This window comes from Pseudomonas sp. 43mfcvi1.1 (assembly GCF_900115935.1).
Lineage (GTDB): Bacteria > Pseudomonadota > Gammaproteobacteria > Pseudomonadales > Pseudomonadaceae > Aquipseudomonas > Aquipseudomonas bijieensis.
Map to the genome: position 1 here is coordinate 62,420 of NZ_UETT01000016.1, position 12,192 is coordinate 74,611.

Consider the following 12,192-nt stretch of genomic DNA (forward strand, 5'->3'; position numbering starts at 1 on the left):
GCCATGCTGCTTAACCTGTTCAATGAAATGCGCGCCGCCAAGGTGCCCGTGTCGGTGCGTGAACTGCTGGACCTGATCAACGCGCTGAAACAGCGGGTGATCTTCGCCGACATGGACGAGTTCTATTACCTGTCCCGGGCGATCCTGGTGAAGGACGAACGGCATTTCGACAAGTTCGACCGGGCGTTCGCCGCGTACTTCAATGGCCTGGAAAAACTCGACGACCATCTCCAGGCGCTGATCCCCGAAGACTGGTTGCGCAAGGAATTCGAGCGGTCACTGACTGACGAAGAGCGGGCGCAGATCCAGTCCCTCGGTGGCCTGGACAAGCTGATCGAAGAATTCAAGAAGCGCCTGGAGGAACAGAAGGAACGCCATGCCGGCGGTAACAAGTGGATCGGCACTGGCGGCACCAGCCCATTCGGCTCCGGCGGCTTCAACCCCGAGGGCATTCGTGTCGGCGACGCCGGCAAGCGCCAGGGCAAGGCCGTGAAGGTCTGGGACCAGCGTGAGTACAAGAACCTCGACGATCAGGTGGAACTGGGCACACGCAATATCAAGATCGCCCTGCGCCGCCTGCGCAAGTTCGCCCGCCAGGGTGCGGCCGAAGAGCTGGACATCGACGGCACCATCGACCACACCGCCCGGGACGCCGGCTTGTTGAACATCCAGATGCGCCCGGAGCGACGCAACACGGTCAAGTTGTTGCTGCTGTTCGACATCGGCGGCTCGATGGATGCCCACGTGAAGATCTGCGAAGAACTGTTCTCGGCCTGCAAGACCGAGTTCAAGCACCTGGAGTATTTCTACTTCCACAACTTCGTCTACGAATCGGTGTGGAAGAACAATCTGCGCCGCACTTCGGAGCGCACCTCGACCCAGGACTTGCTGCACAAATACGGCGCCGACTACAAAGTGATCTTCATCGGTGACGCCGCCATGGCGCCCTATGAAATCACCCAGGCCGGCGGCAGCGTCGAACACTGGAACGAAGAAGCCGGTTATGTGTGGATGCAGCGCTTCATGGAAAAGTACAAGAAGCTCATCTGGATCAACCCTTACCCCAAGGACACCTGGGGTTACACCGCCTCGACCAATATCGTGCGCGAGTTGGTGGAAGACCGGATGTATCCGCTGACCTTGCGGGGGTTGGAGGAAGGAATGCGATTTCTTTCCAAATAAGATTTATTGGTGCCCTTCAGGGCCTCATCGCGAGCAGGCTCGCTCCCACAAGGGGTCTTGTGTACGACGAAGATCCAGTGTGAGAGCGAGCCTGCTCGCGATGTTTTTAGCGGTTTAACAGCCCCCGCAGGCACTCCACCTGCTGCCGATGCGCAACCTCCTGCATCACTGGCCGCAAGCGCACCTGCGTCCCCGGCAGGCATTGCGCCAGCCGAGCCAGGGCCAATGGGGTCAAGGCACCCAGACGTGGGTAGCCACCGATGGTTTGCCGATCGTTGAGCAGCACGATCGGCTGGCCGTCCGGCGGCACCTGCACAGCGCCCAGGGGGATGCCTTCGGAAATCATCGCCGGCCCCTGGTATTCCAGGGCCGTGCCCAGCAAGCGGATGCCCATGCGGTCGGCGCGACTGTCCAGCGTCCACGGCGCGTTAAACGCATCGAACAGGCTGCGGCCGCTGAACGCCCCGTTCTGCGCCCCCAGGATCAGGTCCAGCGGCTGTGCTGGCTGGAAATCCGGAATCAGCGCGTGCGGCATGGGCCGAGGCATCGCCGAGCCTGAATAGCTCAATTGCGCACCGCGACTCAACGCCCGCCCTCGTCCATCCAGGCCACCAAGTTCCTCACGCACCACCGTCGCCCGGCTACCCAACACCGCCGGCGCATTGAAACCGCCGGGGGCTGCCAGGTAGGCCCGGGCACCGAGCACGGGCTGGGTGAGCGCCAGCACCTGGCCTTTGCGCAAGCTGAAAAAGCGCCAGGACGCCACCGCCTGGCCGTCTATCCGTGCACCCAGGTCCGCACCGGCCAGCGCCAGCACGCAATCCTCTTCGGCCACTACGGTGAAGCCGCCGAGGGTAATTTCCACCACCGTCGCCCCCAGGGCATTGCCAAGCATCCAATTGGCCCAGGCCATCGACAACCAGTCCGCCGCGCCGCCCTGGGTCACGCCCAGATGCCTCACGCCAAAACGACCGGCGTCCTGCAACAGGCACAGTGGGGTACTGGCCTCGATCAACAAGCGGCTCATGCCTGGGCCTCCAACGGTGTGTCGTCGCCACCCAGCGCGATGAATTCGCCATGGTCCACCGGAGCAAAACGCACCGTGTCCCCCGGCTGCATCAGGCTGTAGCCGTCGCGCTCGCGATCAAACAGTTTGGCCGGGGTGCGACCGATCAGGTTCCAGCCGCCGGGCGACACCACCGGATACGCCGCAGTCTGGCGCTCGGCGATGCCGACGCTGCCTGCCGCCACGCGTTTGCGCGGCGTGCCTAAGCGCGGTGCGGCCAGTTCCTCGTCCACCAGCCCCATGAAGGCGAAGCCGGGGGCGAAGCCCAAGGCAAACACCTGGTACTCGCGCTCGCTATGGCGGCGGATCACCTGGGCGACCGTCAAGCCACTGCGGCTCGCCAGCAGGTCCAGCTCAGGTCCGACACGGGGGTCGTACCACACCGGCAGCACGTGACACTGGCCGGCAGCCTGGGCATCCGGTGCAAGATGATTCAGCGCCTCGCCGACCAGATCACGCGCCTGCGCCGGGGTCAGGGCGAGCAAATCGTAGTGCACCATCAACGTGGTATAGGACGGCACCAGGTCGATCAGATCCTCGGCAAACACCGCCCGCAGGCGTTCGCTGGCGGCGAGCATCCAGGGCATGTTGGCCTCGGCGATCTCATCGAACAGGCGCACCATCAGGCAGTCCACCGCCACCACTTCCAAGCGTGGTTTCATGGTGCACTCTGCCGGTCCAGGGCTTCGCGGATGCGTTGCACGGCCGCCACGGAGCTGGCGTTGTCGCCGTGCACACACAGGGTGTTGGCCTTCAGGTGCAAGGCGCGGCCATCACTGGCGGTCAACGCATCGCCGCGGGCGATGGTCAGGGCCTGCCCGATAATCACCTCGGGCTCGTGGTGCACCGCACCCGGCGTTTGCCGCGAAACCAGGCGACCGGCACTGTCATAGGCGCGATCAGCGAAGGCTTCGAACCACAGGGTCAGGCCGTATTCGTCGCCCAGGGCCTGGGCGGCACTGTTGTCCCGGGTCGCCATGAGCATCAACGGCAACTGCCGATCATAGGCTGCGACGGCCTGGATCACGGCACGCAGTTGCGCCGGGTTGGCCATCATGTCGTTGTACATCGCCCCATGAGGCTTGACGTAGCTGACCCGTCCGCCCTGAGCCCGGCAAATGCCGTCGAGGGCGCCGATCTGGTAGTGCAGCAAGTCCTGCAACTCCTGGGCGCCATAGGCCATGGAGCGGCGACCGAAGCCCGCCAGGTCCTGATAGGCCGGGTGCGCACCGATCCGCACGCCGTGGCTCAGGGCCAGGCTGACGGTTTTGCGCATGATGCTCGGGTCGCCGGCGTGAAAGCCGCAGGCGATGTTGGCGCAATCGATGAAGGGCATCACCTCGGCGTCCAGACCCATGGTCCAGCTGCCGAAGCTTTCGCCGATGTCGCAGTTCAATAGCAGGCGGTTCACGGTGAACGCTCCTGTAGGTTCTTTCTTTGTTTAACTGTGAGGCACGTGCCCCGCAGGTTATCAGTTACTCGGCTTCCAACTGCTTGCCCTGGGTTTCCGGCAGGCTCAGGGCCGCCAGAATCACGACGCCATAGGACACCGCCGCAAATGCGCCGATACCCACGCTCAGCGGCACCTTCTGGCTCAAAATACCGATCAACAGCGGGAACAATGCCGCCACCGCCCGGCCAATGTTGTAGCAGAAACCCTGACCCGAACCACGAATGCGTGTAGGGAACAGTTCGGTGAGGAACGAGCCCATGCCGCTGAACATCCCCGACGCGAAGAACCCCAGGGGAAAGCCCAGCCAGAGCATCACGTTATTGCTCACCGGCACCTGGGTATACAGGAGGACGATGGTGAACGAGCCGATGGCGTACAGGACGAAGTTCTTTTTCCGACCCAGGATATCCGACAGGTACGCGCTGATGACGTAACCCACGTAGGAACCGACGATCACCATCGCCAGGTAGCCACCGGTACTCAATACACTCAATCCACGTTCATTCTTGAGGAACGTCGGCAGCCAGGACGTGATGGCGTAGTAGCCGCCCAGGGCACCGGTGGTCAGCAGCGAGGCGCGAAGGGTGGTAAAGAGGATGCCGGGGGCAAAAATCTCGTAGAACTTCGCGGGGTTTTCCGGCGTCAACCGGGCCTTGGTCTGGTTATAGACTTCCGGATCCTTGACCAGCCGGCGAACGAAAATCACGAACACCGCCGGGACAATGCCAAGGATGAACAAGGCACGCCAGGCATCCTCCGGTGGCAGTACCGAGAACAGCAGCGCATATAAAATCGCCGTCATGCCCCAGCCCAGCGCCCAGCCCGACTGCACCATGCCCACTGCCTTGCCGCGATCCTTGGCGCGGATCACCTCGCCCATCAACACCGCGCCGGCAGTCCATTCACCGCCGAAGCCAAAGCCCATCAGCGTGCGGGCGATCAACAGTTGTTCATAGTTCTGGGCAAAGCCACAGAGGAAAGTGAAGAACGCGAACCACAGCACCGTCAGCTGCAGGGTGCGCACCCGACCGATGCGGTCGGAAAGTATGCCCGCCACCCAGCCACCGATGGCCGAAGCGATCAAGGTGCTGGTGTGGATCAGCCCTGCCTGGCCGGTGGTGATGCCCCACATCGCGATCAGGGTCGGCACCACGAAACTGAGCATTTGCGTGTCCATGCCGTCCAGGGCGTAGCCGATCTTGCAACTCCAGAAGGTGCGACGTTCCTGCTGGTTGATGTTGCGATACCAATCGAACGGGCCAGAACGGGCCTGGGGTTGGGGGACGCCGAGCGTGTCGGGTGCACTCATGGTGGTTCTCCACGGTTTTATTGTTCTTGAGTCTCGACGACGCTGACGTGGAGACCGTTGCCCCGATTCTTGAGCGCACGGCCGATCCCGTCCAACGAATAAAACCTTGGCTGGGTCATAAGAAAAACTTGATTGGAGGAGCAGGGATGAAGAAATGACATTGCCGGAACGCAATGAACACAGTTGTGGCGAGGGGATTTATCCCCGCTGGGCTGCGAAGCGGCCCCCCCGACAAGGCCACCTTATGTATCAGGCAGGATCATTCAATTGACTGCAATGAGGGGGCTGCTTCGCAGCCCAACGGGGATAAATCCCCTCGCCACAGAGGCTCGCTGCGGCGCTATAGCCCGCGCAAATCCCGCTCTTCAATCGGCCGGCTCTGGCGCAGACGCTTGCCGCCTAACACCACCCAATCGATCAGGCGGAACAGGCATTCCAGGCCGAACGACAGCAGCATCGCACCGCTGATGCCCCAGATCATCGCCTCGGGGGTCAGCAGGATCTGGTAGCTGTAGCCGTTCCAGGTTTCCTTGCGAATGTCCGGGTCGGCGGCCAGCGCCACTTGCAGAAAGCGGATGTACCACGGGCCTTGCATCGCCTGGAATTGCTTGTCCAAAGCCTGCTGGCGTACGAGCAAGGTGTTCAGGCTGTCGGCATCGCTGCGGAAGATCGGGTCCTCGCTGGCGCGGTAATGGGCCACCAGGGCCTGCATATCGCCCTTGAAGAACTGGTTGGCGGTGCCCTGGAACCCTTGCAGGCCGGTTTGCGCCTCGATCAGGTGAGCCTCGACCCGCTTGGCGTAATCATTGATGAAGCCCGGCACCTGGACCCCAACCAGCAGGCCCACCGCGAACAACACCAGGCGTAGATAACTGAGCAACATAACGTGACGTCCTTATTCGGTCCGACCGTGACTGACGCATTCGCCGCGTCGCCACAGGCTCCATTGGCCCGGTTCGTAGCGGGTCCAGGTTTCGTTTTCGGTCAAGGGTTCGGTGGCAATCACCGTGACCACGTCGTTGGGTGTGGTTTCAGCCTGGAAGTCGACAATCACATCCACATCCTTGAGCCGTGCCGGGCCGAACGGCGCGCGACGGGTAATCTGAGCCAGTTTGGTCGAGCAATAGCAGAACAGCCAGTCGCCATCGCTGAGCAGGCAGTTGAACACGCCCTTGCTGCGGTATTCGGTGCAGGCCTGGATCAACGACGGTAGCAACTGTTCCACCTCCACCGGCTCCGGGAAGGCCTGGCGCACGCGGTTGAGCAGATCGCAAAAGGCCGCTTCGCTGTCGGTGTCGCCCACTGGCCGGTAGAAACTGACTTCAGGCTGGAAACCGGCGAGCTGGCCGTTGTGGGCAAAGCACCAGTTGCGCCCCCACAACTCACGCACGAACGGGTGCGTGTTGGACAGGCAGACCTTGCCGACGTTGGCCTGGCGAATATGCCCGATCACCACTTCGCTCTTGATCGGATAGCGCTGCACCAGGTTCGCCACTTCCGATTCGCTGCTGGCGGCCGGGTCTTGGAACAGGCGCAGGCCGCGGCCTTCATAGAAGGCGATGCCCCAACCGTCCCGGTGCGGCCCGGTCTTGCCGCCGCGCTGCATCAGCCCGGTAAAGCTGAACACGATGTCGGTCGGCACATTGGCGCTCATGCCCAATAACTCACACATGCTCGAACTCTCGCTTCAAAGGGCAGGCCCGGTTACAGGCGCGGTTCGATACGCGAACGCTGGGGGTTACTCGGCACGGGCGGGCGACCGTAACGGTCATCACCGGCCACGCCGAACGGCGGCTCATCGTCGGGCTCATCGGCCGCAGCGGCGGCTTTTGCGGCGGCGGCCCGTTCCTTGCGAGCGTTGGCGGAACGTTCGATGGGGAAGCGGATCAACACGATCACCAGGTAGAGGCCGAAGGCAATCATGCCGTACATGAGCAGATCGGACGCTGCTCGCCAGACGTTGTTGCCGACCTTGAACAGTACGTCCAGGGCGACAATGGCCAAGGCCGGGGCAACTTTGTCCTTCACCGGGTCGACGATGGTGGGGCTGAACAGCAACACCGCCATCAGCAACCGCAGCGGTTCGCGCAACCAGCGCCACATCCAGCGGGTCATGCGCATCCACACCAGCAGGCAGCCCAGGGCGGCGAAGGCGTAGAGGCCCCAGGCGATCAGATAGTCATTCTCGGTCATGGTGTCCATGGCAAGGCAGGCAAAGAGACGCTTATAGTAACGGCTTTTCGCTCGTCAGGCTGCCCCGGCGTCTGGCGAATGGCCTGTGTGGTTGCTTCTGCCCAGGCCACGCGCCCCTTTTCGTACAACGTTCGAGAGCCTTTCATGTCCCTATATGCCCACGTTTCCAACGCCCCGATTGCCCGCAGGGACCCCGGTGTTGACCCGTACGCCTGGCTGCAGGAACGCGACACCGACGCCGTGCTCGACTACCTCAAGGCCGAAAACAGCTACCAGCAGGCGCAACTGGCCGATCAGGCCGAACTGCGCGAAACCCTGTTCCAGGAGATCAAGGGCCGGATCCTCGAGACCGATCTGTCGCTGCCCTCGCCCTGGGGTCCGTACCTGTATTACACCCGCACCACGGCCGGTGACGAATACCCGCGCCACTACCGCTGCCCGCGCCCGACCGATGACAGCCTGACCGTGGATGAAAGCCGCGAACAACTGCTGCTGGACCCGAACGCGTTGGCCGGCGGCGGCTTCTTCTCCCTGGGCGCCTTCAGCATCAGCCCCGACCACCAGCGCCTGGCCTACAGCCTGGACACCACAGGCGACGAGATCTACACCCTGTTCGTGAAGGAACTGTCCAACGACAAGGTCAGTGAACTGTCCTTCGACGATTGCGACGGCAGCATGACCTGGGCCAATGACAGCCTGACGCTGTTTTTTGGCGAGCTGGACGACACCCACCGTCCTCACAAACTCTGGCGCTACCGCCTGGACGGCACGGCCGCCGAGGAGGTGTTCCATGAGCCGGACGGGCGCTTCTTCCTGCATTGCTATCGTTCGAGCTCGGAACAGCAGTTGATCCTGTCCCTGGGCAGCAAGACCACCAGCGAAGTCTGGGTGCTGGACGCCACGCAGCCGCAACAGCCCTTCACCTGCCTGGCGCCTCGGCGGGAAGACCACGAGTATGACGTCGACCATGGCCTGCTCGATGGCCAATGGACCTGGTTGATCCGCAGCAACCGCGACGGGATCAACTTCGCCCTGTACCAGGCCGTCGACACCGGCGTCGCGCCGACCGAGGCCGACTGGCAGAACCTGATCCCCCACAGCGACACGGTGATGATCGACGGCCTGAGCCTGAACGCAGGGGCCATGACCCTGAGCCTGCGTGAAGGTGGCCTGCCGATCATCGAGGTTCACCCCCAGGGTTTGCCGGCCTATCGGGTGCAATTGCCGGACGCGGCCTACAGCCTGCATGTGCAGAACAGCCTGGAATTCATCAGTGATCGCATTCGCCTGCGCTACGAAGCCCTGAACCGCCCGGCGCAGATCCGTCAGTTGGACCTGGCCAGCGGCGAACAGGTCGTGCTCAAGCAAACCCCGGTACTAGGCCCGTTCGACGCCGACGCCTACGTCAGCCAGCGGCTTTGGGCAACGGCACCGGACGGCACCCAGGTGCCCATCAGCCTGGTGGTCAAGCGCGAAGCCCTCGGCCGGCCCGTACCGCTGTACCTGTACGGCTACGGAGCCTATGGCGAGAGTCTCGACCCTTGGTTTTCCCACACGCGGCTGAGCCTGCTCGACCGTGGTGTGGCGTTTGCCATCGCCCACGTGCGCGGCGGCGGAGAGCTGGGAGAAGCCTGGTACCGCGCCGGCAAGCAGGAGCACAAGCACAACACCTTCAGCGACTTCATCGCCTGTGCCGAACATTTGATCGCCAACGGTTTCACCACCGCCGGACAACTGGCGATCAGCGGCGGCAGCGCCGGTGGCCTGCTGATTGGTGCAGTACTCAATCAACGCCCGGAGCTGTTCAAGGTGGCGATTGCCGAAGTGCCGTTCGTCGATGTGCTCAACACCATGCTCGACCCGGACTTGCCATTGACCGTCACTGAATACGACGAATGGGGCAACCCCGAGGAACCAGACGTTTATGATCGGATCCGGGCCTACGCCCCGTACGAAAACGTCAGCGCCCAGGCCTATCCGGCGCTGCTGGTGATCGCCGGGTACAACGACAGCCGCGTGCAGTACTGGGAAGCGGCCAAGTGGGTGGCGAAATTGCGCGCCACCAAGACCGATGACAACCCTTTGCTGCTCAAGACCGAACTGGACGCCGGCCACGGCGGGATGAGTGGGCGCTACCAGGGATTGCGTGACGTAGCGCTCGAATATGCATTTGTCTTGAAAGTTTTGGGGTTGGGTTGAGGAACTCCATCGGATCGCCGGGTCTTAGCTCCATGCGCAGGCTCTGATGCAACCACAGTCCAATGTGGGAACGAGCTTGCTCCCACATTGGATCTTCTTACATCCAGGCCAACCCGAAACCGCAACAAACACAAGAAAAAGACCGTGACAACATGTCAGAACCGACCTTACTGAACAAAGAAATCCGCGACTGGCTGATGGACTGCGGTCTGTTCGACCAGTTGCTGCCTGTCGACTTCGCCGCGGCGTCTGGCTATTTCAGCATCAGCGCCATCGCCGAGGGTGAAGCGATTTTCCGCGAAGGGGATGCCGGCAGTTTCATGTGCATCATCCACACCGGCCAAGTGGCCGTGCAGAAAACCGGCCCCGACGGCCAACCCGTGACCATCGCCACGTTGCGCAGCGGCCGGGCCTTCGGCGAAATGGCCGTGCTCGACGGCGAACGACGCTCGGCCAGCTGCATCGCGGCCAGTGATTGCCAGTTGCTGAACCTGGGCAAGGACTCCCTGGAAAAAATGCTCAACGATGCCCCGAAGATCGCCGCCAAGATCATCCGCGCCCTCGCCGTCTCCCTGTCCAAGCGTCTGCGCATGGCCGATGGGCAGTTGCTGTCGCAGCAGGTCTAGCTCACCTCCAGTTGAAATACAGAATCTGTGGGAGCGAGCCTGCTCGCGATAGCGTCGGATCAGCCAGTATCCATGTTGACTGGTATATCGCTATCGCGAGCAGGCTCGCTCCCACAGGTTTTTGCCATTCAGTTGTTTCACCGACTGGCTACAAGCCTATCCCCCGGGCGTCTTGGCCTTCACCGGCTGAGGCTCCATGCCCGGTATCGGCTGGTCCTTCGGCGGCTTGGGCATTTCGATCGGTGGCAGCAACGGCGGCCCACCACTTCCAGCACCGGGCTTGGGTATGCCGTTGGGCGTGATCGGCGGATACGGCATCGGGGTCGCGGTGCCAGGCGACCCGGGGATACTGGGTGGGTTGACCGGAATCGTCGGTTGTTGGGCCTGGGCGCAACTTATTGAGAGCGTCGCCAGGGCAATGGCCGTTAGAATGATGCACTTCATCAATGGCTCCGTGGCTATTGTCTGCTTTAAGGCTAGTCGTTGCCGCGCCGGTTCGCCCTCCTACGAGATTTCCATGAAACGTTTCGTCCTGCTCGACACCACGCCCATCCCTGATAACGGCGGTGCCCTGTGCCTGTTCGAGTACGGCGAAGACTTCGTCATCAAGATCCAGGGCGGTGACGGCGGGCAGTTGATGAACACCCGTATGCACGGTTCCGAAGACGCCCTGGCGGAGATTCCCTGCCGCAAGGTCGCCGGCCGTCCCGGCTCGCGCGTACTGATCGGCGGCCTCGGCATGGGCTTCACCCTCGCCTCGGCTCTCAAGCACCTGGGCAAGACCGCCGAAGTGGTGGTGGCCGAGCTGGTGCCCGGCGTGGTGGAGTGGAACCGTGGCCCTTTGGGTGAAAAGGCCGGGCGACCCTTGTCGGACCCGCGCACGGTGATCCGCATGGAAGACGTGGCCAAGGTGCTGCAAGCCGAGCCCCAGGGTTTCGACGCGATCATGCTGGATGTCGACAACGGCCCGGAAGGCCTGACCCAGAAAGCCAACAGTTGGCTGTATTCGACCGGTGGCCTGGCTGCCTGCGCCAAGGCCCTGCGGCCCAAGGGCGTGCTGGCGGTGTGGTCGGCCAGCGCTGACCGGCAGTTTTCCGACAAGCTGAAGAAAGCCGGCTTCAAGGCCGAAGAGGTGCAGGTGTTCGCCCATGGCAACAAAGGCACCCGCCACACCATCTGGATTGCCGAGAAGCTCAAGGGCTGAGCTAAACTCTGTCCAACCGTCATCAGTCTTTTCTACAAAGGTGGACCCATGAGTTCGTCAACACCGCCGTCCAACACCGCCAAGCTGGACCGCATCCTTGCCGATGCCCAGCGCGACCGGGAGATGGGCTATCGCGACAAAGCCCTGAAAATGTACCCCCATGTCTGTGGCCGATGCGCCCGCGAATTTTCCGGCAAGCGCCTGAGCGAACTGACCGTTCACCACCGCGACCACAACCACGACAACAATCCGCAGGACGGTTCCAACTGGGAACTGCTGTGCCTGTACTGCCACGACAACGAGCACTCGCGCTACACCGACCAGCAATACTTCGGCGACGGCTCCCTGAGCACGCCGAAAATCGCCAAGGCCACCCACAACCCCTTCGCCGCGCTGGCCGGGTTGATGAAGAAAGACGAATAGTCAGCCATTGCGGCGAGGGTGTTTATCTTGCGCTGCAACGTTTTGCGCCCAGATAACCCCCTCGCCACACGTGGCCCGCTCGACTGCCCATGCCGCTCGCATGGACCCGCTGACAAATCTGCAATGTCCCCGTCAGGTCGCTGACAGCCTCGCACCTTTAGCATGCCCGTTGCTTCCCTCATTCAGAGGTGAAGTAAGCCAAGGTTGATGAATGTCAATCTGCCAAAGCACGCCCTGCCTATGCTGTGGCTATGGGTGGCTCGCCCGGCCTGAAGGAGCGATACCATGAACACTCATCAACCCCCATCTGCTGGCGCAACGCCATTCTGGCGGAACAAGACCGGCATTGTATTGATCATGCTGTTGGCCATCGGCCTCTTCTATCTGGCGCGAGAACACTTCAGCCACATCGCGGGGAATTGGCCGTACCTGATTCTCCTGATGTGTCCCTTGATGCATGTCTTCGGACACGGCCACAGCGGTCATGGACGACATGACGAGCCACCCGTAGACGGCAAGGATGAGGAAGGCCGCTGA

14 protein-coding genes are annotated in these 12,192 nt (G+C 62.3%); 6 read left to right on the top strand and 8 right to left on the bottom strand.

Annotated elements, in window-relative coordinates:
* Positions 1–3: 3 nt before the first annotated feature.
* Positions 4–1,182: a VWA domain-containing protein gene (locus DTP52_RS25565; RefSeq protein WP_003198888.1), complete on the top strand. Its 1,179-nt coding sequence runs from the start codon at positions 4–6 to the stop codon at positions 1,180–1,182.
* Between the two features lie 106 nt (positions 1,183–1,288).
* On the opposite strand, the gene DTP52_RS25570 is transcribed toward DTP52_RS25565, so the two are convergent.
* The 7 genes from DTP52_RS25570 to DTP52_RS25600 form a co-directional block, all read right to left on the bottom strand.
* Positions 1,289–2,209, bottom strand: a complete 921-nt coding sequence (locus tag DTP52_RS25570; protein WP_109755845.1) for a biotin-dependent carboxyltransferase family protein — start codon at positions 2,207–2,209, stop codon at positions 1,289–1,291.
* Positions 2,206–2,910 (bottom strand): 5-oxoprolinase subunit PxpB, encoded by a 705-nt coding sequence (gene pxpB / locus DTP52_RS25575; protein WP_109755846.1) that lies wholly within the window; start codon positions 2,908–2,910, stop codon positions 2,206–2,208. The genes DTP52_RS25570 and pxpB overlap by 4 nt, the downstream gene beginning before the upstream one ends.
* The gene (locus DTP52_RS25580; protein WP_109755847.1) at positions 2,907–3,659 is read right to left on the bottom strand and encodes a 5-oxoprolinase subunit PxpA; all 753 of its coding nucleotides are present in this window, start codon (positions 3,657–3,659) and stop codon (positions 2,907–2,909) included. Before DTP52_RS25580 ends, pxpB begins: the two co-directional genes overlap by 4 nt.
* Positions 3,660–3,723: 64 nt before the next feature.
* Positions 3,724–5,010, bottom strand: a complete 1,287-nt coding sequence (locus DTP52_RS25585) for an MFS transporter (RefSeq protein ID WP_109755848.1) — start codon at positions 5,008–5,010, stop codon at positions 3,724–3,726.
* A gap of 340 nt (positions 5,011–5,350) precedes the next feature.
* Positions 5,351–5,893, bottom strand: a complete 543-nt coding sequence (locus DTP52_RS25590; RefSeq protein WP_109755849.1) for a DUF2937 family protein — start codon at positions 5,891–5,893, stop codon at positions 5,351–5,353.
* Positions 5,894–5,905: 12 nt separating this feature from the next.
* Positions 5,906–6,682 carry a class II glutamine amidotransferase gene (locus tag DTP52_RS25595; RefSeq protein WP_109755850.1) on the bottom strand — a complete coding sequence of 259 codons (777 nt, stop codon included), beginning with the start codon at positions 6,680–6,682 and terminating at the stop codon, positions 5,906–5,908.
* Between the two features lie 32 nt (positions 6,683–6,714).
* Positions 6,715–7,212, bottom strand: coding sequence for an MFS transporter (locus tag DTP52_RS25600; protein WP_109755851.1), 498 nt, complete (start codon positions 7,210–7,212; stop codon positions 6,715–6,717).
* A gap of 135 nt (positions 7,213–7,347) precedes the next feature.
* Between DTP52_RS25600 and DTP52_RS25605 the strand changes: the two genes are divergently transcribed.
* Positions 7,348–9,402, top strand: coding sequence for a S9 family peptidase (locus DTP52_RS25605; protein ID WP_109755852.1), 2,055 nt, complete (start codon positions 7,348–7,350; stop codon positions 9,400–9,402).
* A gap of 152 nt (positions 9,403–9,554) precedes the next feature.
* Complete coding sequence (locus DTP52_RS25610) at positions 9,555–10,028, top strand: cyclic nucleotide-binding domain-containing protein (RefSeq protein ID WP_014337065.1); 474 nt, start codon at positions 9,555–9,557, stop codon at positions 10,026–10,028.
* A gap of 156 nt (positions 10,029–10,184) precedes the next feature.
* Here the strand turns inward: DTP52_RS25610 and DTP52_RS25615 are convergent, their stop codons facing one another.
* Entirely contained in the window at positions 10,185–10,472 is a 288-nt protein-coding gene (locus DTP52_RS25615) for a hypothetical protein (RefSeq protein WP_109755853.1), read from the bottom strand.
* 73 nt (positions 10,473–10,545) lie between these two features.
* Here DTP52_RS25615 and DTP52_RS25620 point away from each other — a divergent pair, with 73 nt between their 5' ends.
* The 3 genes from DTP52_RS25620 to DTP52_RS25630 all read left to right on the top strand — a co-directional run bounded on the left by DTP52_RS25620 (position 10,546) and on the right by DTP52_RS25630 (position 12,192).
* The gene (locus DTP52_RS25620) at positions 10,546–11,232 is read left to right on the top strand and encodes a spermidine synthase (protein WP_109755854.1); all 687 of its coding nucleotides are present in this window, start codon (positions 10,546–10,548) and stop codon (positions 11,230–11,232) included.
* Between the two features lie 48 nt (positions 11,233–11,280).
* Positions 11,281–11,655: a YajD family HNH nuclease gene (locus DTP52_RS25625; RefSeq protein ID WP_003184246.1), complete on the top strand. Its 375-nt coding sequence runs from the start codon at positions 11,281–11,283 to the stop codon at positions 11,653–11,655.
* 285 nt (positions 11,656–11,940) lie between these two features.
* Positions 11,941–12,192 (top strand): DUF2933 domain-containing protein, encoded by a 252-nt coding sequence (locus DTP52_RS25630; protein ID WP_109755855.1) that lies wholly within the window; start codon positions 11,941–11,943, stop codon positions 12,190–12,192.

What these genes read in the sequence shown, in the direction of transcription:
- DTP52_RS25565 (WP_003198888.1), top strand. Translation starts at nt 4, where the DNA reads ATGCTGCTTAACCTGTTCAATGAAATGCGCGCCGCCAAGGTGCCCGTG.
- DTP52_RS25570 (WP_109755845.1), bottom strand. Translation starts at nt 2,209, where the DNA reads ATGAGCCGCTTGTTGATCGAGGCCAGTACCCCACTGTGCCTGTTGCAG.
- pxpB (WP_109755846.1), bottom strand. Translation starts at nt 2,910, where the DNA reads ATGAAACCACGCTTGGAAGTGGTGGCGGTGGACTGCCTGATGGTGCGC.
- DTP52_RS25585 (WP_109755848.1), bottom strand. Translation starts at nt 5,010, where the DNA reads ATGAGTGCACCCGACACGCTCGGCGTCCCCCAACCCCAGGCCCGTTCT.
- DTP52_RS25590 (WP_109755849.1), bottom strand. Translation starts at nt 5,893, where the DNA reads ATGTTGCTCAGTTATCTACGCCTGGTGTTGTTCGCGGTGGGCCTGCTG.
- DTP52_RS25595 (WP_109755850.1), bottom strand. Translation starts at nt 6,682, where the DNA reads ATGTGTGAGTTATTGGGCATGAGCGCCAATGTGCCGACCGACATCGTG.
- DTP52_RS25600 (WP_109755851.1), bottom strand. Translation starts at nt 7,212, where the DNA reads ATGGACACCATGACCGAGAATGACTATCTGATCGCCTGGGGCCTCTAC.
- DTP52_RS25605 (WP_109755852.1), top strand. Translation starts at nt 7,348, where the DNA reads ATGTCCCTATATGCCCACGTTTCCAACGCCCCGATTGCCCGCAGGGAC.
- DTP52_RS25610 (WP_014337065.1), top strand. Translation starts at nt 9,555, where the DNA reads ATGTCAGAACCGACCTTACTGAACAAAGAAATCCGCGACTGGCTGATG.
- DTP52_RS25615 (WP_109755853.1), bottom strand. Translation starts at nt 10,472, where the DNA reads ATGAAGTGCATCATTCTAACGGCCATTGCCCTGGCGACGCTCTCAATA.
- DTP52_RS25620 (WP_109755854.1), top strand. Translation starts at nt 10,546, where the DNA reads ATGAAACGTTTCGTCCTGCTCGACACCACGCCCATCCCTGATAACGGC.
- DTP52_RS25625 (WP_003184246.1), top strand. Translation starts at nt 11,281, where the DNA reads ATGAGTTCGTCAACACCGCCGTCCAACACCGCCAAGCTGGACCGCATC.
- DTP52_RS25630 (WP_109755855.1), top strand. Translation starts at nt 11,941, where the DNA reads ATGAACACTCATCAACCCCCATCTGCTGGCGCAACGCCATTCTGGCGG.